Source organism: Sinorhizobium fredii (genome assembly GCF_002944405.1).
In the GTDB taxonomy this organism is placed as follows: Bacteria; Pseudomonadota; Alphaproteobacteria; order Rhizobiales; family Rhizobiaceae; genus Sinorhizobium; species Sinorhizobium fredii_C.
This window is the reverse complement of the sequence record NZ_CP024307.1, coordinates 2,325,827-2,344,134: the sequence shown is the minus strand read 5'-3', so window position 1 is coordinate 2,344,134 and position 18,308 is coordinate 2,325,827. Positions and strand designations below refer to the sequence as shown.

Sequence of the window (18,308 nt, the reverse complement as noted above, 5' to 3'; positions counted from 1 at the left end):
ACGTCAGGTGTTTCCACCTGACTGCAAAATGCTCTAATCTCCGCGGCGTCTCCAACTGCGGATGGCCCGATGTCGCTTCGCCTCGCCACGTTCAATATCGAGAACCTTCTGAGCCGGTTCGACTTTTCCGGCTTCCGCAACCAACTCAAGCAGGACCGGGTGCTGAGGCTTTTCGATGTGCGGAGCGAGGCGGAGTATCAGCGGCTGGAGGAGGCGCGCACGATCGCCCACACCGACGACACGCGACAGATGTCGGCGCTTGCCATCGCCGACTGCGATGCCGACATTCTCTGCCTGCAGGAGGCGGACAACATGGCGGCCTTGCAGGCCTTCGAATATGGCTACCTCTTCCGCATGGTCGGCAACGGATACCGGCAGAAGCATCTGATCGAGGGCAACGATTCGCGCGGCATCGACGTGGCGGTTCTGATGCGCGAGGAGACGCGCGACGGGCAGAAAATCGAATGCCTCGAGGTCAAGAGCCATGCGGCGCTGACCTATGAGGATGTCGGCCTCTTCAACGACGAACTGGCTTTGACCAACCGCCCGCGCGATCGCATCTTCAAGCGCGACTGCCTGGAAGTGGATCTGAGGATCGGCGGCCGGCCGTTGACGCTCTATGTGGTGCATTTCAAATCGATGGGACCGGCGCGCGACGGCCTCGACGGCCGACGGGCAACCATGGCCATTCGCGAAGCCGAGGCGAAGGCGGTGCGCCATATCATCGAAAGCCGCTTCGGCCGCGGCCATGCGGCGGACAAGATGTTCGCCATTTGTGGGGACATGAATGATTATCAGGAGAAGGTCGTCATCCTCGGCGACCGCCGCAACGGCTACGAATTCGTGCCGAGCCAGGAAGAGGCGAGCGCCCTCGATATTCTCAGCCGTGACGGCTTCGTCGAGAATCCCATGTCGAGACGACCGGTGCTCGACCGCTGGACACTCTTCCACAGCCGCGGTCCGGAGGAACGGCACCTCTGCCAGCTCGACTATATCTGGCTGTCGCCGGCGCTTGCGCGGCGCAATGCCGGCCGTATTCCGGAGATCGTCCGCGCCGGCCAGCCTTTCCGGACGATCTTTCCCGCGGGGCAGGAGGTGAAGCGTTATCCGCGCACCGGCTGGGACCGGCCGAAGGCCTCCGACCATTGCCCGGTCGTCATGACGCTGGACATCTGACGATGACCCTTCTCGAGAGCAATCGGACCGGCTGGCCCCCGGAAGGTAAGGTTTTCCCGGTGTCGGAGATCGACATAGAGGTTTCCGCCGAACCGCACCCGTTCCACCTTGCCGAGTCGGAGCGCGCGCGGGAGAGCTGGCAGCGCGAGATCGCCGCCAATCCGCACCTGTTCGACGGCAGGATGGTACTGCAGCGGTCGATCCGCATCGCCGAAGGGCGCATCGCCGCACGGGCGCATATCGTTCCGTACTCGACCTTTCTCTGGTGGCGAAAGACGCGGGGACCGGGGGCCTACCACATCTTCGGCATGCCGATGCTGCTTTCCTCGGACGGTGCCCTGATCGCCATCCGCATGGGCGCCCACACGGCCAATGCCGGCCGAGTCTACAGCCCCGGCGGCTCGCTGGAACCGGAAGACGTCGTCGACGGGCGTTGCGACGTCGCCGGCAATATTGCCCGCGAAGTGAAGGAGGAAACGGGCATTTCACTCTCCGAGGCCTCCGCCGAACCGGGCTGGCACGCCATTCACATGGCCGGCACGATCACCGTGTTTCGCGTTTTCCGGCTCCCCGCTACAGCGGACGAGGTCATCGCGCGGGTGGCGGTGCATATCGCAGCCGATCCGCATCCGGAGGTCGACGAGGCGCTGGCGATCCGTGGGCCCGAACCGCATGCGCACAACTATCCGGAGTTTATCCCGCCGATCCTCGATTGGCTCTTTGCGCGGCGAGAAATCAAGTAGCCTTTGTCAATGCGCCCCCCGCGCGGCTTCTCTATCGAAGCGGGATTGTCGCACTCATGCTCTGTCCCGCCGGGGGAGCCGGGAGCTGACCGGAACCAGCCCCAAAATAGTCAAGAGAGTGAAGGCAGCACCGGCGACGAAGGTTGCCTGCGGCCCGGCGATGTCCCAGAGAGCGCCGGCGGTGATGCTGGCAAGCAGCAGGGCGATGCCGGTCACCAAGTTGAACATGCCGAAGGCGGTGCCACGCAGTTCCGCCGGCGCCGCGTCGGCGATCAAGGTCGCCAGCAATCCTTGCGTGAGGCCCATATGCAGCCCCCAAAGCGCGACGCCAATGCCGAGCGTTACGATACCCGTCGTGAAGGCGAGGACCAGGTCGGCCAAGACCAGGAGGACAAGGCCGAGCACGAGAAGGGGCAAGCGGTTCAGACGGTCGGAGAGCACGCCGGCAGGATAGGCCGAGAGCGCGTAGGCGAAGCTCATGATCACGAGGACGACCGGCGCCAGCGCCGGAGACAGGCCGATCGACTGGGCGCGCAGGATGAGGAAGGCCTCGCTGAAGCGGGCCAGCGTGAAGACCGCGGCGACGGCCACGACCCACCAATAGGCCGATCCGAGCCGACTGAGTTCATCACGGCGCAGCGGCATGCGCACCCGGCGCAATTCCTTCGGTCGCTCTGGCTCTTTAACCCAAACGACAAGGACGCCAACGGAAAGAAAGGCGGGAATCACCGCGAACCAGAACACGGCCTGAAAGTGATCCGCCGTCAGCCACATCAGGCCGATGGCGAGGAGGGGGCCGGTGAATGCGCCGACCGTATCGAGCGACTGGCGCAGGCCGAAGCTGGCGCCACGCAGGTGCGGTGGGGCGAGGTCGGCGACGAGCGCGTCGCGCGGCGCCCCGCGGATGCCTTTGCCGACGCGATCGATGAAACGCGCCCCCACCAGCCATTCCACGGAGGTGGCGAGCGGAAAGATCGGTTTGGTGAGCGCCGCCAGGCCATAGCCGAGAACGGCCAGGAACTTGCGCTTTCCCAGCCAATCGCTGAGTGCGCCTGAGAAAACCTTGGTGATCGAGGCCGTCGCCTCGGCTATGCCCTCGATAAGTCCGACCACGAGCGTCGATGTGCCGAGCACGGTGACCATGTAGAGGGGCAACAGCGCGTGGATCATCTCCGAGGAGATGTCCATGAACATCGAGACGAAGCCGAGGGCCCACACGCCGGCCGGAATAGTTCTGCGTGACATAACTTCGCTTGTCATGTTCCCGCCGCGTCCTTTCCTGCCAGCATCCGTGTATGCCGCTTCTGGCGTTCCCGTTCGGGAGGGCTTGCAGCAACGTCTCATAACGGTTGTCGTGAACGGCAGAAAGGTCGTCCTCGCGACAAAGGGTGTTTAAATTTCCAGGTGCTATCGAGTTGATGATTTCCGATCGACGACGTGTCCGCAAAGCGGCCGCATCTCGCGTCGGAAAGTCATGGCCATCCGAGGAAATTTCGCCTTGCCGCGCGGACGAGGGCGTTGCAAGCTTCCTGCCAGTCCGGATCTCGGACTAAGGGCATCGGGTAACGTGCCGGCGACGGGGGGATGCATGGGACGACGCTACGCGATCTACGACGTTTTCACCGAGAAGCGTCTCGAGGGCAATCCGCTTGCGGTGGTGTTCGATGCCGAAGACCTGAGCGACGCGGCGATGCAGTCGATCGCCCAGGAATTCAATCTTTCGGAGACGGTGTTCATTCAGCGGCGGGGGAGCGCAACGCATGCGGTGCAGCTCAGGATCTACACGCCCTGGCACGAACTGCCCTTCGCCGGCCATCCGACCGTCGGCGCGGCCGTGGCAATAGCAGAGGCGCTCTACGGCGATACTGAGAAGCCGCTCGATCTCATGCAGATATTGGAACAGAAGGTCGGGCCGGTGCGGACGGCGGTGCGGCTGCGGCCCGGAGCCGCGACCTTCGCCGAGTTCGACCTGCCGCGCAAGCCGAGCCGGCTGGACGCGCGCTTCGACAAGCAGGCGATTGCCGATGCGCTGAGCCTCAAGGCGACGCAGATCGGCTTCGAGAACCATGTCATTTCCTTCTGGAGTGCCGGCGTTCCCTTCGTCATGGTGCCGTTGCACGATATCGCTGCCGTGGCGGCTGTGGAGTTCGACCCGCAGCGCTGGGAGCGACTGGCACCGCTGGCGGAAGGGCGGCTCGCCGCCGCCTATCTCTACTGCCGCGGCGGGATCAACCACATGGCCCGCTTCCACGCCCGCATGTTTGCCCCGGAGATGGGAATCGCCGAAGACCCGGCAACCGGCGCGGCCGTGGCGGCGCTATCCGGCGCGATTCACCTCTTCGACGAACTCGTCGACGGGCATCACGCCATCCTGGTGGAGCAAGGGGTCGAGATGGCGCGCCCTTCCTTCATCCACCTGCACCTCGACATTGCCGGCGGCAAGATTGCAACCGCCCGCATCGGCGGCCACGCGGTGAAGATGGCCGAGGGCGACCTGACGGTTTAGGCGGATTGGGGGCTTTTTGCGTCAGCAGGAAGCGGGAAGCGTTCCTTTCGCTTCGAGCAGGGACCGGCTCGCCTCGTTCAATGTCGCAGACAACCCGATTGCCGCTCTTCAATCGATGATGTGGTAGCCGCCGTCGACGTAGAGCACCTGACCCGTAATGAGCCGCGCGGCGTCGTGCGCAAGAAAGGCCGTCGCGACGCCGACGTCGTCGATGTCGACCAGTTCGCGCGTCGGCGATTTCACTTTCGTCTTCTCCAGAAGCGTATCGAACTCGGGAATGCCGGAGGCGGCACGGGTGGCAAGGGCGCCGGGAGAGATCGCGTGCACGCGGATGCCTTTGGGGCCGAGCTCCGCAGCAATGTACCGCACGGCGCTTTCGAGTGCGGCCTTGGCGACGCCCATGATGTTGTAGTTCTCCACCACCACCTGCGAGCCGTGATAGGTCATGGTGAAGAGCGTTCCGCCGCGCTTCATCAGCGGTTCGGCCAGATGCGCCATGCGGATGAAGGACCAGCAGGAGATCTCCATTGTCGTCAGGAAGCCCTCGCGGGGGACGTCGGTCACCCGCCCGCCGAGCGCATCCTTCGGCGAAAAGGCGATCGAGTGGACGAGGAAGTCGAGCTCTCCCCAGGTCTCCGCGATGCGCTCGAAGACAGCCTCGATCTGGCCGGGCACGGCGACGTCCAGCGGCAGAAAGAGCGGCGCGTCGAGCTCGCGCGCCAGGGGCTCCACATGGGGCCTGGCTTTGTCGTTAAGATAGGTCACCGCGACTTCCGCCCCGAACGCATGGAATGCGCGCGCACAGCCCCAGGCAATCGAGCGGTCGTTGGCGATGCCGACGATGAGGCCCTTGCGGCCTTCGAGAAGCTTGGCCTTTACGGCGGGAATGGACATCTCGGCTTTCCTCCGGGATCAGGCGTTGGGGGCACTGATCAGCGCGAGCGTGTGGCGTGCGATCATCAGTTCCTCGTCGGTCGGAATGACATGAAGCGCGACGCGGCTCGCAGCAGTCGATATCAGCGCGGCGCCCCCCTCGTTTGCGGCTGGCTCGAGTTCGGCGCCAAGCCAGGCGAGGCGCTCGGCGATCCGTGCGCGGATCGGCGCCGAGTTCTCCCCGACACCCGCTGTGAAGACGAAAGCATCGACACCGCCGAGCGCCGCGGCGAGCATGCCGGCGCTGAGGCTGCAGCGGTGCACGAAATGGTCGATCGCGAAGGAGGCGCGCTTGTCGTCGCTCTCCAGAAGTTCGCGCATGTCGTTCGAAATGCCGGAAAGACCTTTTAGGCCGGCATCGTGATAGAGGAGGTCAGACACGGCCTCGGCACTCATGCCCTTTTGCGAGATGAGGTAGAGCACGACGCCCGGGTCGAGTTGGCCTGGACGTGTTCCCATCGGCAATCCGTCGAGGGCAGTGAAGCCCATCGTACTCTCGATGCTGTGGCCGTCGCGTAGCGCGCACATCGAAGCGCCGCTGCCGAGATGCGCGACGATGACTTTGCCGCGCGCTGCGTCCGGCGCGATTTCGCGCATCCGCTCGGCGACGTATTCGTAGGAAAGGCCATGGAAGCCGTAACGCCGCACGCCCTGGTCGTAAAACGCCCGTGGCAACGCGTAACAATCGGCATCCTTTGGGTGCCCGCGGTGGAAGGCCGTATCGAAACAGGCGACCTGTGGCACGTCCGGGTTAATCTCCATGGCAAGCCGAATGGGCGCGAGATTGTTGGGCTGGTGCAGCGGCGCCAAATTCTGATAGCTGGCAAGGCGGTCGAGCACTGTCGCGTCGATCAGTACGGGCTGCGCGTAGTCGGGGCCGCCATGGACGACGCGATGGCCGATTGCGCAAAGTTCGACACCCTCAAGCGTCAGCAGCCATTCGCGTGCGGACGCGATGGCGGCCGGAAGGTCGCGAACGGCCTCCGCGGGGTAGTTCTGATCGATCAGGATTGCCCCATCGGCGCCTTTGGCATAGAGGCGCGGTCGCGAGCCGATGCCGCCGATCTGGCCGCGCACCTGCCGCGTCAGGCTCGCCCCGCCGACGCTGAAGACCTGGAACTTCAGGCTCGATGAACCGGCATTGACGACGAGGATCGCGTCCATGGCGCTAGACCGCCGCGACTTGTGCTGCACGCCGCCGGGCCGCGAAAAGCGCGGCGACGGCGCAGGAAGCGAGGCGGGTTCTGATCGAATCCGCCCGCGACGTCAGCACGATCGGCACGCGGGCGCCGAGGACGATGCCGGCTGCATCCGCATGGGAAAGGAAGGTCAGGTTCTTTGCGAGCATGTTGCCGGCCTCCAGATCCGGCACGACGATGATCTGGGCGTGGCCGGCAACCGGCGACCTGATGCCCTTGATGCGGGCCGCTTCGGGATCGATTGCGTTGTCGAAGGCGAGCGGCCCGTCGAGCAGGCCGCCGGTGATCTGGCCGCGCTCGGCCATCTTGCAGAGCGCCGCCGCTTCGATCGTCGATGGGATCTTGGCGGTGACCGTCTCCACCGCCGAAACGATCGCGACCCGCGGCTCGCCGAGGCCGATCGTCACCCAGAGATCGATCGCGTTCTGAACGATGTCGCGCTTGGCTTCGAGGTCCGGGAAGATATTGATCGCTGCGTCGGTGATGAACAGCGTCTCTGGATGACCGGGGACGTCCATGACGAAGACGTGACTGATCCGCCGATCGGTCCTGAGGCCGGTGGCGGAGGCGGCGACCTCATGCATCAGCTCGTCGGTATGCAGGCTGCCCTTCATCAGAAGTTCGCCCTTGCCCTCGCGAACGAGCGCAACCGACTTGGCGGCGGCGGCATGGCTGTGCGGCGCATCGACGATTTCCCAGCCGCCGATTTCGAGCCCATGCTCGGCCGCCACAGAACGGATCTTCACTTCCGGCCCCACGAGAACAGGTTTGATGAGCCCCGTTTCCGCCGCTTGAAGCGCACCGCGCAGCGAAGTCTCGTCGCAGGGATGAACGACAATCGTCACCGCCGACGTTTCGGCCTGTGCGGCTGCGATCAGGCGGTCGTACTTGGACGGCTCGGCCGTCAGTGCAGTGACCTCGGACACTTCGAAACCTCCAAATGGTCGATCAGGACGTCTTACGCTCGCGTGCGCTCTTGCGCGCCGCGAACGGCACCGTTTCGCTGCCGAGGCCAAAAAGCCTCTCGACGCGTTCCATACGCTCTGCGGCTGCCCCGGCAATGGCTCCGGATGCCTCCAGCACCTCACGCAGGACATTGAAGGCGGAGTGGCGTTCATCGAGGTCTTCCGGGAGCAATTTGGGGATCGCTGCGAGTGCCGCTTCCTCGTCGATCAGCAAGATGAAGTACTGCTTGCGCAACAGCGCCTTGAACTGCGGAAGCGTCAACTGGCTTGCTGTCGGGTGGGCGCGGCGCAACCGGCGGATTGCCTCGAAGCCGCGCTCGTCGGCGCCGTCGCGCGCTTTCCCGACGAACAGCAGGGCCCTGGCAAGGGCCTCGCGCAGCCCGCCCTCGGCGATCTCGGCTCTGAGCGAAGCGATCCGGGTTTTGACAAGTTCCTGGTGCAGAGGGCTCTTCGCCGGCCTGCGCGGGCGATCGGATGTGCTGTCGATGCCGAGCGCGGTCTGCAGGACCGGGGAGCCGTAGATGGCGCGGAAGGTCTCCTCCGAAAGTTGCTCTACCGTCCTTCGCCAAGCCTCAAGACCACTGACGATCTGTTGCGACATGTTTTCCTGCAGGGCGAGGAACGGGTTCTCGGCGACCGCCGGCTTGCGGTTTTCGCGGGCATGCTCCGCGGCCGCCTGGATCCAGGCCATGAAGGGATTGCTCGGCCCGAAGAGCTCGTATTGCAGGCGTAGCGGATGCGTGCGGCGCATCGCCTCGGCAAAGGTCGGCGTGACCATGGCTCGGACCGCGGGCTGCAGGAAGGTGCGGTAGAGGGCGAGATTGACCTCCGAGAGCTTCGCCGCCGCGGCAAAGCGATGTTCGTCTTCGATGTCATTTCCACCGAGGGCACGGATATCGTCCAGCGTTCGCGCTTCGCAACGCATCACCCATTCTCCGGCAACCAAGGCCCGGCCCTCGGCGACCTCGCTCGCCGGCTCAAGGACTGCCTCGTAGAGGCCGGGCGGCAGCACGTCGATCAGATCGATGTTGGACGCGAACTCGTCGTGTTCCTTCCGGGCGACCCCGGCCGAGACAAAGATGCCGAGGTGGCCGATCTTGTCGTGCACGGCGTAGACGATTGTCTGGCCGTAGGCACGGATCTCGTCGACGCTGTCGTAAAGATCGAGGACCCAATCGAGCGCCTGCTGTGGCGGCGTGATGTTGTCGCCTTTCGAGCAGAAGACGACGATGGGCGAGCGGATGTTGCGCAAGTCGATGGCGGTGCCGTCGGAGGTGCGGATTTCGCCCGCGGCGAGCTTGTTGCCGACGAAGAGTTCATCGACGATGAACTGCATCTCCTCGGCATTCAGCGTCACATGGCCACCCCACCAACGCTCGAAGCCGAGGTAGCGCTCGGGCTCCGTGTCTATTTTCGAGTAGAGATTGTACTGCTTGCTCCAGAGGGTATTGGCGGGATTCTGGTTCTCGAAATTCTGGACGAGCCAGGCGCCGTCGAACAGGCCGCCGCCGAGATCGCCGGTGAGCGCCGTCAGCCAACTGCCGCCAAGCAGTCCACCCGAATAGCGCATCGGATACTGCCCCCTGACACCGGCCCAATAGGAAAGCGGCGTACCCGCAATGATGATCGGACCGAACAGTTCCGGGCGCAGGGATGCGAGGATCATCACCGCCCAGCCGGCCTGGCAGTTGCCGATCACGCAAGGCTTGCCGTCGGCGTTCGGATGGCGGGCAATGACCGTCTCGAGGAAAACCGCTTCGGCGCGGGCGATGTCCTCGATCGTCTGGCCGGGGACCGGTTCGGGAAGGAAGCCGATGAAATAGCAGGGGTGGCCGGCCTTCATCGCCACGCCGATCTCGCTGTCGGCCTTGAACCCGCCGATGCCGGGCCCGTGGCCGGCGCGCGGGTCGACGACGACGAACGGTCGTTTCAGTGTGTCGACAACGATGCCTTCGGGCGGGACTATCCGGACGAGCGCGTAGTTGACCGGCCTATCAAGCGTCCGTCCGTCGACGACAAGTTCCGCGTCGTAGTTCAGCACGTGCGGAGCGGTTTGCGCAGCATGTTCCTCGTACTGTTCACCACGCTGGCGCATGACGTCGAGAAACAGGATGGAACGCTGCCAGGCATCGAACGAATAGGCGAATGCGTCTGCAAATGACGGGATGGTCGGCTGAGCCATTCGGTCTACTCCTCGGCTTGAACGGAGGGCGGTCCCAGTCTCTGAACGCACATACAGCAACACTGCCTTTCGAGCATTGATCTCCGTCAAATCCAGGCGGACCGGTGCGCTTCCGGGGCGCCGAGCGCGATGAACTGCACTGCGGCATCATACTATGCGATCCCGCTGCGACGCTGTCGGGAAGCGCCCGCAATGCGGCAATATGACGGAATCGGCACGGCGAGAGCGTCCCGATTCGCCGGAGCCGAGGTCGTTATTGATTGCGGTCAATGCCGGCCCGTCTTTTTTGGCCTATCGTTCCTTTCGAGCGGCATCTTTCCGCGGTAGTTCGCTTCATGCCGGATTTGTCGAATGGGAGCGCAGGAACGGAGGGAGTCGGGTTCAGGCGGGGAATGACGGAAGTGATTCTTACCGGAGTTGGATCGATATGCTTGTCAAGGATGTGATGACGACAAAGGTCGTCAAACTGTCGCCAGACAACAGTGTCAGACAGGCAGCCAAGCTGATGTTCGAGCATCACGTTAGCGGCATTCCCGTCGTTGACGACGAAGGGCACTTGCTCGGCGTCATCAGCGAAGGCGACCTGATCCGCCGGACGGAACTCTGCAGTGAAGCATCCGCCTTGATGGCCGACATGAGCCTTGCCCCCGATGACAGAGCCAACGCCTTTATGAGGCGGTGCTCGTGGAGAGTCGGCGACGTCATGACAGCCGATCCCGTGACCATCAACGAAGATGCGCCCCTTGCGCGTGTCGCAAGGCTCATGCAGGAACGCGCCATCAAGCGCATCCCCGTCATGCGGAATGGAGAACTGGTCGGCATCGTCAGCCGCGCCGACCTGTTGGAGGCGATTTTTGCGGCAAAGCAGGACGAAACAGCAGCCGGCGATGACGCCATTCGACGCAGCATCCTTGTTCGCCTCGGCGAGAACACCGGCCTGGAAGGATTGGATGTGACGGTCACGGTGACCGAGGGGATCGTGCACTTTTGGGGCGAGGTCGAGCCAGCCGCTTGCCGGAAGGCCGCGCACGTCCTGGCTGAGAGCGTTCACGGCGTTCGGGGCGTGGTGGAGCATTTCCCAGATCCTTATACTCAATAGCTTGCCCGCCTGATCATGCCGACCCCGCGAAGCGTCTCTGTACTCATGCGAGATGAAGGGGAATGGAAATGGCACAGATGATGAAGGCGGCTGTCGTTCGGCAGTTCCGCACCCCGCTCACGATCGAGGACGTGGAGGTCCCAGCTCCTCGATCGGGGCAGATACTCGTGAAATATGAAGCAACCGGCGTGTGTCACACCGACCTGCACGCGGCGAACGGCGATTGGCCGGTAAAGCCAAGCCCGCCCTTCATTCCGGGGCATGAGGGTGTCGGCTTCGTCGCTGCTGCGGGCGCCGGCGTGAAAAGAGTAAAGGAGGGTGACCGGGTTGGCGTGCCCTGGCTCCACACCGCCTGCGGCTATTGCCCCTATTGCCGGACCGGTTGGGAAACCTTGTGCGCGTCGCAGTCGAACACCGGGTACTCGGTGAATGGCACATTCGCGGAATTCGGGCTGGCGGACCCCGACTTCGTCGGCAGCCTTCCGGATGGGTTGGAATTCGGAGCCGCTGCCCCCGTGCTCTGTGCGGGGGTGACAGTTTACAAGGGGCTGAAGGAAACGGAAGTCCGTCCGGGTGAATGGGTGGCCATTTCGGGTGTCGGCGGTCTGGGCCACATGGCGGTGCAATATGCCAAGGCGATGGGCATGCACGTCGTAGCCGCCGACATATTCGAGGACAAACTGGCCCTGGCGAGGCAACTCGGCGCCGACATCACGGTCAACGGCAAGGCAGCCGATGCCATTGAGCAGGTAGCAAAGGCCACCAACGGCGGCGTTCATGGAGCGCTCGTGACCGCGGTCTCGCCCGCCGCGATGGAACAGGCCTTCGGATTCATGCGCTCGAAGGGCACGATGGTCCTTGTCGGCCTTCCGCCCGGGATGGTTTCCCTGCCTGTGTTCGAAACAGTCCTGAAGCGCATAACCGTGCGCGGATCGATCGTCGGCACCCGCCAGGACCTGGAAGAATCGCTCCTCTTCGCGGCGGAGGGCAAGGTGACGCCGCATTACTCCTGGGAAAACCTGGAGAACATCAACGACATCTTCCATCGCATGGAAGCAGGCAAGATCGACGGCCGCATAGTCATGAGACTGCAATAGCCTTGCATGACGGATTTGGATGGGGAGGCTCAGATGGCTGAAACGGCAGTGATGAACGAAACAGCATCAGGCAAGTCACAGGCAGCGACCGCGCTGTCATCGGAGGAGCTTCGCCTGATGGACGCCTACTGGCGGGCTTCGAACTACCTCTCGGTCGGCCAGATCTACCTGCTCGACAACCCCCTGCTGCGAGAGCCGTTGAAACGCGAGCACGTAAAGCCACGTCTGCTCGGCCATTGGGGAACGTCGCCGGGCCTGAACATGCTCTACGTGCACCTCAACCGGATCATCAAGCGCGACGATCTCAACATGATCTACGTCATCGGTCCGGGGCATGGTGGGCCGTCGCTGGTGGCGCATGCCTATCTGGAGGGGACATACAGCGAATTTTATCCGGACATCGGCCAAACCACCGAGGGAATGCAGCGGCTCTTCAAGCAGTTCAGCTTTCCCGGCGGCATTCCCAGCCATGTCGCCCCGGAAACTCCCGGCAGCATTCACGAGGGCGGCGAACTCGGATATGCGCTCAGCCACGCCTACGGCGCGGCATTCGACAACCCTGACCTCATCGTCGCCTGTGTCGTTGGCGATGGCGAGGCCGAGACAGGACCTCTCGCGACCGGTTGGCAAGGCAACAAGTTCCTGAATCCCGCGCGCGACGGCTGTGTGCTGCCGATCCTGCACTTGAACGGATACAAGATCGCCAATCCGTGTTTTCTCGCCCGGATACCGCATGATGAATTGCGGAAATTCTTCGAGGGCATGGGTTACAAGCCCTATTTCGTCGAGGGGCATGAGCCGGGTAACGTTCACCAGCAATTGGCAGGCGTGCTCGATACCGCCGTCGCCGACATTCGCGAAATCTGGGACGGCGCCCGGACCAGAGGCAATCTGAAACGCCCGGCATGGCCGATGATCGTCTTTCGCACGCCGAAAGGCTGGACCTGCCCCTCAGAGATCGACGGCAAGAAGTGCGAGGACTATTGGCGATCGCACCAGGTGCCGATGGGCGAGATGGACAAGCCGGAGCATATCCTCATCCTCGAGCAATGGATGAAAAGCTACCGTCCAGAGGAGCTTTTCAATGACGAGGGGCGGCTGAAGCCGGAGTTGGCCGCGCTGGCGCCGAGCGGACGTCGTCGAATGAGCGACAACCCGCACGCCAATGGTGGGCTGCTGCTGCGCGACCTCAAGATGCCGGCTTTTCGGGACTATGCGGTCGATGTTCCGCGTCCCGGAGCGACGACCGTGGAAGCCGCCCGTCTCATGGGCAAGTTCTTGCGGGACGTGATGAAGCTCAACATGGACAGCCGGAACTTCCGCCTGTTCAGCCCGGACGAAAACAACTCCAACCGATGGCAGGACGTGCTCGAGGTCACCGATCGTTGCTACATGGCCGAGATCCTTCCGGAGGACGACCACCTGTCGCCGGATGGCCGCATCATGGAGGTCCTGAGCGAGCACCAGTGCCAGGGCTGGCTGGAAGGCTATCTGCTAACGGGCCGCCATGGGTTCTTCTCCTGCTATGAAGCCTTCATCCACATCATAGATTCAATGTTCAATCAGCACGCCAAATGGCTGAAGGTGTGCAACGAGATCCCGTGGCGCAGGCCGGTCGCCTCCCTGAACTATTTCCTCAGTTCCCATGTCTGGCGGCAGGATCACAACGGGTTCAGCCATCAGGATCCCGGGTTCATCGACCACGTCGTCAACAAGAAGGCTGACGTCATTCGCGTCTACCTGCCGCCGGACGCCAATACGCTTCTTTCCGTGACCGACCATTGCCTGCGCAGCCGCAACTACATCAACGTCGTCGTCGCCGGCAAGCAGCCCGCTCCGCAATGGCTGACCATGGAGCAAGCCGTGCGGCATTGCAGCATGGGTCTCAGCATATGGGACTGGGCGAGCAACGACAGAGACGGCGAACCCGATGTCGTCATGGCCTGTTGCGGCGACGTCCCCACTCTTGAGACCTTGGCTGCGGTCCAGTTGCTGCGCGAGCACCTGCCGGAGGTGAAGGTGCGGGTCATCAATGTCGTCAACCTGATGAAGCTGCAGCCGGCGGAGGAGCACCCGCACGGGCTGTCTGACCGGGATTTCGATGGCCTTTTCACCAGGGACAAGCCGATCATCTTCGCCTTCCACGGCTATCCGTGGCTCATCCACCGGCTGACCTATCGCCGGACGAACCATGGAAATCTTCACGTGCGCGGCTACAAGGAAGAGGGCACGACGACGACGCCATTCGATATGGTTGTCCTCAACGAGCTCGATCGCTTCCATCTCGTCAGCGACGTCATCGATCGGCTGCCGCAGCTCGGTGCACGCGCTGCCTATTTCAAGCAAGCCATTCAGGCAAAGCTGATCGAGCACCGGGAATATATCGAGAAGTATGGCGACGACATGCCGTCCATCAGCGGATGGCAATGGGGCGTCAAGGGCATGGAGCAAGTGCGGGGAGCGACATCCACGGAAGGCGACAATGCCTAGCTGCGACAGGAGCTCTGCCCGCATCGATTGAGGGATCGGTCTGATGGCCCAGTCGGTTGACAGGAAAGAAGACGTCGCTGCGGCGCATCCGGTGGGGTCGCGCCCCGACACGGCCTTGCTTTCGAACGGCCGATACAGCCTGCTCCTTACGGAGTCCGGTGCCGGATTTGCATCCTGGTGCGGCCACGATGTCACCCGTTGGCGGGAGGATGGCACGCGAGATTGCTGGGGCCAGTTCTGCTACATCCGTGATCTTGAGGACGGGAAGGTGTGGACAATCGGCCGGCAGCCGATCTGTCGGGCGGATGCCATTTACGAGCGCAGCTTTCGCGGCGACCGCGCGGAGTTTCGCTGTTCGGCCGGGGACATCGACATTTGGTGGGAGGTCTGCGTCGCAACGGATTGCGATGCCGAGGTGCGTCTGCTCCGGCTGTTCAACAGGGGCACGACGGCGAAAGAACTTGACCTGACGAGCTGTGCTGAAGTCTGCCTGAATGGCCGACGCGCCGACAGTGCGCATCCGGCCTTTGCCAAGCTCTTCGTCGAAACGTGGTTCGACGAACAAACTTCCGCATTGTTCGCCCGGCGCCGGCCACGCAGCGCATCGGAGAAGCCGATCTGGGCGGTGCACGTTTCCGCAGCGAGCGCGGATGACCAGCCTGCGGTCGAGTACGAGACGGACCGCCGCAGGTTTCTTGGCCGCGGACGGACGCCATCGAACCCCAGCGCACTCGGACGTGGAAAGAGCCTGTCAGCCACGACGGGTCCCGTGCTCGACCCAATCTTCAGCCTACGCAGGAGAGTTCTTCTGAAACCCTCTGAAACGCAGCGTATCGCCTTCGCGACGGGCGCGGCTGACAGCGAGGCGGCGGTTGCAGCCATCGCAAAGCGGTTTGCAGACGTCAATGCCGCTGGCCGGGCGCTGTCAGATGCGTTTGAAACCTATGCCACGGAACTCGCGTCCTCTAAGCTCTCCCCGGAAAAGGTGGACGTCTGCAATCAACTCGCAGGAAGCCTGGCATTCTTTGATTCCGATCTTCGAGATAGCGGCGCTCTGAGACAAGAGCCGCTGAGCACTGGGAACCTGTGGTCGGTGGGGATATCCGGCGATCTCCCTATAATGCTGCTGCGCATCGACAAGACGGATGCAAACGCGCTCGTCGAGGAGGTTATCGACGCTCACGCCTTCATCACCAACCGTGGGCTTTCCTTCGACCTGGTCCTGCTCGACGAGAGCGGCGCGATCGAGGAAATGCAGTTGAGCGACAAGGCGAAGGGCCAAATGGAGAGGGCGCCTGGCGGCCCCGGAGGCGTTCACGTCCTGTCCGCGTCCGCTATTTCGAGTGCCGCAGCGGATGCCATCGCCGCCGCGGCGCGCGTTCTCCTTTGTTGCAGACGAGGATCGCTTGCCGATCAGCTCGAGCCGAAGTCGACGGCCAAGCTCTCCGCTTCGAAGCACACCGAGACGAACTTCCGTGACGCTCCCGTAAGACAAGGCGGCGCAGCCCGGACCGACTTGCTTTTTTGGAACGGTCGCGGGGGATTCACCCGGGATGGGCGCGAATATGTGATCGCGATGGGCGACGGCGCAGAGACGCCGACGCCCTGGTGCAACGTCATAGCCAATCACGCATGTGGCTGCATGACCAGCGAGAGCGGCCTTGGCTACAGCTGGGCGGGCAACAGCCAATTGAACAGGCTCACGCCCTGGTCGAACGATCCGGTGTCGGATCCCCCGAGTGAGATCATCTACCTGCGCGATGAGCGAACCGGAGAGCTCTGGACGCCGACGCACTTGCCTCTTGGGCATACTTCGACGAGCACCGTTAGACATGGGCAGGGTTACAGCCTCTACGAGAGCGCCGACAGGCTGCTACACCAGGAAATGACGGTGCATGTCCCGGTGTCGGAACCGATCAAGATCGTCCGCCTCGCTATACGCAACGAGGGAGCGGAAACGCGCACGCTTACCGCCACCTATTTCATCGAATGGGTTCTCGGTACGCTGCGTGAGAACGCTTCCGGTCGGGTGGCATGTGAGTTCGACACCCATACCGGTGCCGTTATTGCGCGGAACGTCTGGGAAAGTGATTTCTCCGGAAAACTGGCATTCGTTGCCTCGAGCGCGCCGCTGCGGTCGTTTACCTGCGACCGGCGTGAGTTTCTCGGCAGCAACGGCTCCGCATTTCTGCCGGCGGGACTGGAGGGTCCCAATCTCAGCGGCAGCGTCGGATCCCCCATAGACCCCTGCGCTGCGCTGATGGTCGAGGCGTCGGTTCCACCCGGCGAAAGCGTCGAACTGGTTTTCGTGCTCGGGCAAGCAGATAGCCTCGATGATGTCCGCCGGCTGGTTCGCGAATATGCCGCGCCAGAGAGTGCCCGAAACTCTCTGGCGATCGTCACTCGCCAATGGGACGGGCTGCTGAGCTCCGTTACGGTTCGAACGCCCGACACCGCCTTTGACCTCATGATGAACCGCTGGCTGATTTATCAGGTGTTGTGTTGCCGCGTCTGGGCTCGAACGGGCTTCTATCAGTCAGGCGGCGCATACGGTTTTCGCGATCAACTCCAGGATGTGGCGGCCCTGGTGCATTCCGCGCCCCATGAAGCGCGCGCCCACATCCTTCGAGCCGCTGCGCGTCAGTTCACCGAGGGGGACGTTCAACACTGGTGGCATCCTCCGTCGGGCGTCGGGGTGCGGACGCGCATGACCGATGACCTCTATTTCCTGCCCTACGTCGTCCAGCACTACGTATCGGTCACAGGGGACCACGGGCTTCTGGGCGAGCGGGTTCCTTTCATCACCTCGCCGCTGCTAGCCGACGATCAGGAGGAGAGCTTCGGCGTTCCGCAGGTGAGCGAGGAAAGCGGGACCATATATGAGCACTGCTGCCGCGCGCTGGATTGGGGTTTCCGGCTCGGCAGCCATGGGCTTCCGCTTATGGGAACGGGCGACTGGAACGACGGCATGAACAAGGTGGGCGCCGAAGGCAAGGGCGAGAGCGTCTGGAACGGCTGGTTCTTCCTGACTGTGCTCAACTCTTTTGACGCCATCGCGTCGGCAATGGGAGACGAAGAACGCGCCGCGTGGTGCCGCGAGTCCGCCGAGGCGTTGCGCACTGCCCTGGAGGCCGAGGCCTGGGACGGCGACTGGTATCGGCGTGCCTATTTCGACGACGGTACTCCCCTTGGCTCACACCTGAATGACGAGTGCCAGATCGACGCCATCCCTCAGGCATGGGCGGTGATCTCCGGTGCCGCTGATGCCGAGCGGGCTTCCAGGGCAATGCGGGCAGTCTGGGAGCGGCTCGTTCGTTCCGACGACAAGCTGATCCAGCTTTTCGATCCGCCCTTCGACAAGGGGGCGCTGCAGCCGGGTTACATAAGAGGCTATGTGCCGGGAATTCGAGAAAATGGCGGGCAATATACCCATGCGGCCGCCTGGGTTGTGTGGGCGACTGCATTGCTGGGGGATGGAGATCGGGCGTTTGAACTCTGGAGCCTGCTCAATCCCATCAACCATGCCCTTTCTCCCGAGGAAACCGAGCATTACATGGTCGAACCCTATGTGGTCAGCGCCGACGTCTATGGTGCGTTTCCGCATACGGGCCGCGGGGGCTGGACCTGGTATACGGGATCGGCCGGCTGGCTCTACCGCGTCGGCCTTGAAGCTATTCTCGGCATCCGTCGGGAGGGAGCTCGTCTTTTCGTCGAGCCGTGCATTCCGGCGCGATGGCCCGGGTACGAGGTGGACCTTCGGTATGGGGCAGCCACCTATCGGATACGGGTCAACCGCGAAGCCGAAGCTGGCGGAAGGCCGCGCCCGCTGACCCTTGACGGCAAGGACCTCGCTGAACGGTATGTTCCGCTCGTGGACGACGGACGAAACCATGACGTCCACCTGGTGGTCGGCTAGCC

12 protein-coding genes are annotated in these 18,308 nt (G+C 63.2%); 7 read left to right on the top strand and 5 right to left on the bottom strand.

Features of this window, described 5'->3' with window-relative positions:
- Positions 1–69 precede the first annotated feature (69 nt).
- Entirely contained in the window at positions 70–1,176 is a 1,107-nt protein-coding gene (locus NXT3_RS11590) for an endonuclease/exonuclease/phosphatase family protein (RefSeq protein ID WP_097525009.1), read from the top strand.
- 2 nt (positions 1,177–1,178) lie between these two features.
- Positions 1,179–1,919 carry an NUDIX hydrolase gene (locus tag NXT3_RS11585; RefSeq protein WP_104839360.1) on the top strand — a complete coding sequence of 247 codons (741 nt, stop codon included), beginning with the start codon at positions 1,179–1,181 and terminating at the stop codon, positions 1,917–1,919.
- 54 nt (positions 1,920–1,973) lie between these two features.
- Here NXT3_RS11585 and NXT3_RS11580 read toward each other — a convergent pair whose 3' ends face one another.
- Positions 1,974–3,179 (bottom strand): MFS transporter, encoded by a 1,206-nt coding sequence (locus tag NXT3_RS11580; protein WP_104839359.1) that lies wholly within the window; start codon positions 3,177–3,179, stop codon positions 1,974–1,976.
- A gap of 328 nt (positions 3,180–3,507) precedes the next feature.
- On the opposite strand from NXT3_RS11580, the gene NXT3_RS11575 reads away from it, so the two are divergent.
- Entirely contained in the window at positions 3,508–4,425 is a 918-nt protein-coding gene (locus NXT3_RS11575) for a PhzF family protein (protein ID WP_037423426.1), read from the top strand.
- 108 nt (positions 4,426–4,533) lie between these two features.
- Here NXT3_RS11575 and fabI read toward each other — a convergent pair whose 3' ends face one another.
- Genes fabI through NXT3_RS11555 form a run of 4 tightly spaced genes read right to left on the bottom strand, consistent with a single transcriptional unit; the run spans position 4,534 to position 9,704 of the window.
- Positions 4,534–5,319: an enoyl-ACP reductase FabI gene (gene fabI / locus NXT3_RS11570; RefSeq protein WP_097538161.1), complete on the bottom strand. Its 786-nt coding sequence runs from the start codon at positions 5,317–5,319 to the stop codon at positions 4,534–4,536.
- 18 nt (positions 5,320–5,337) lie between these two features.
- Positions 5,338–6,522: an acetate/propionate family kinase gene (locus NXT3_RS11565; RefSeq protein ID WP_097538162.1), complete on the bottom strand. Its 1,185-nt coding sequence runs from the start codon at positions 6,520–6,522 to the stop codon at positions 5,338–5,340.
- A gap of 4 nt (positions 6,523–6,526) precedes the next feature.
- Complete coding sequence (locus NXT3_RS11560; RefSeq protein ID WP_097525004.1) at positions 6,527–7,483, bottom strand: phosphate acetyltransferase; 957 nt, start codon at positions 7,481–7,483, stop codon at positions 6,527–6,529.
- A 22-nt stretch (positions 7,484–7,505) separates the two neighbouring features.
- Positions 7,506–9,704, bottom strand: a complete 2,199-nt coding sequence (locus tag NXT3_RS11555; protein WP_104839358.1) for a DUF3141 domain-containing protein — start codon at positions 9,702–9,704, stop codon at positions 7,506–7,508.
- Positions 9,705–10,131: 427 nt separating this feature from the next.
- Here NXT3_RS11555 and NXT3_RS11550 point away from each other — a divergent pair, with 427 nt between their 5' ends.
- The 4 genes from NXT3_RS11550 to NXT3_RS11535 all read left to right on the top strand — a co-directional run bounded on the left by NXT3_RS11550 (position 10,132) and on the right by NXT3_RS11535 (position 18,306).
- A complete protein-coding gene (locus NXT3_RS11550; protein WP_097538164.1) occupies positions 10,132–10,803 on the top strand; it encodes a CBS domain-containing protein in 672 nt (223 codons plus the stop codon).
- A 68-nt stretch (positions 10,804–10,871) separates the two neighbouring features.
- Positions 10,872–11,900 (top strand): alcohol dehydrogenase AdhP, encoded by a 1,029-nt coding sequence (gene adhP, locus NXT3_RS11545; RefSeq protein ID WP_037423488.1) that lies wholly within the window; start codon positions 10,872–10,874, stop codon positions 11,898–11,900.
- A 33-nt stretch (positions 11,901–11,933) separates the two neighbouring features.
- A complete protein-coding gene (locus NXT3_RS11540; protein WP_104839357.1) occupies positions 11,934–14,390 on the top strand; it encodes a phosphoketolase family protein in 2,457 nt (818 codons plus the stop codon).
- 43 nt (positions 14,391–14,433) lie between these two features.
- On the top strand, positions 14,434–18,306 hold the full coding sequence (locus tag NXT3_RS11535; RefSeq protein ID WP_104839356.1) for a GH36-type glycosyl hydrolase domain-containing protein: 3,873 nt from the start codon (positions 14,434–14,436) through the stop codon (positions 18,304–18,306).
- Positions 18,307–18,308 lie beyond the last annotated feature (2 nt).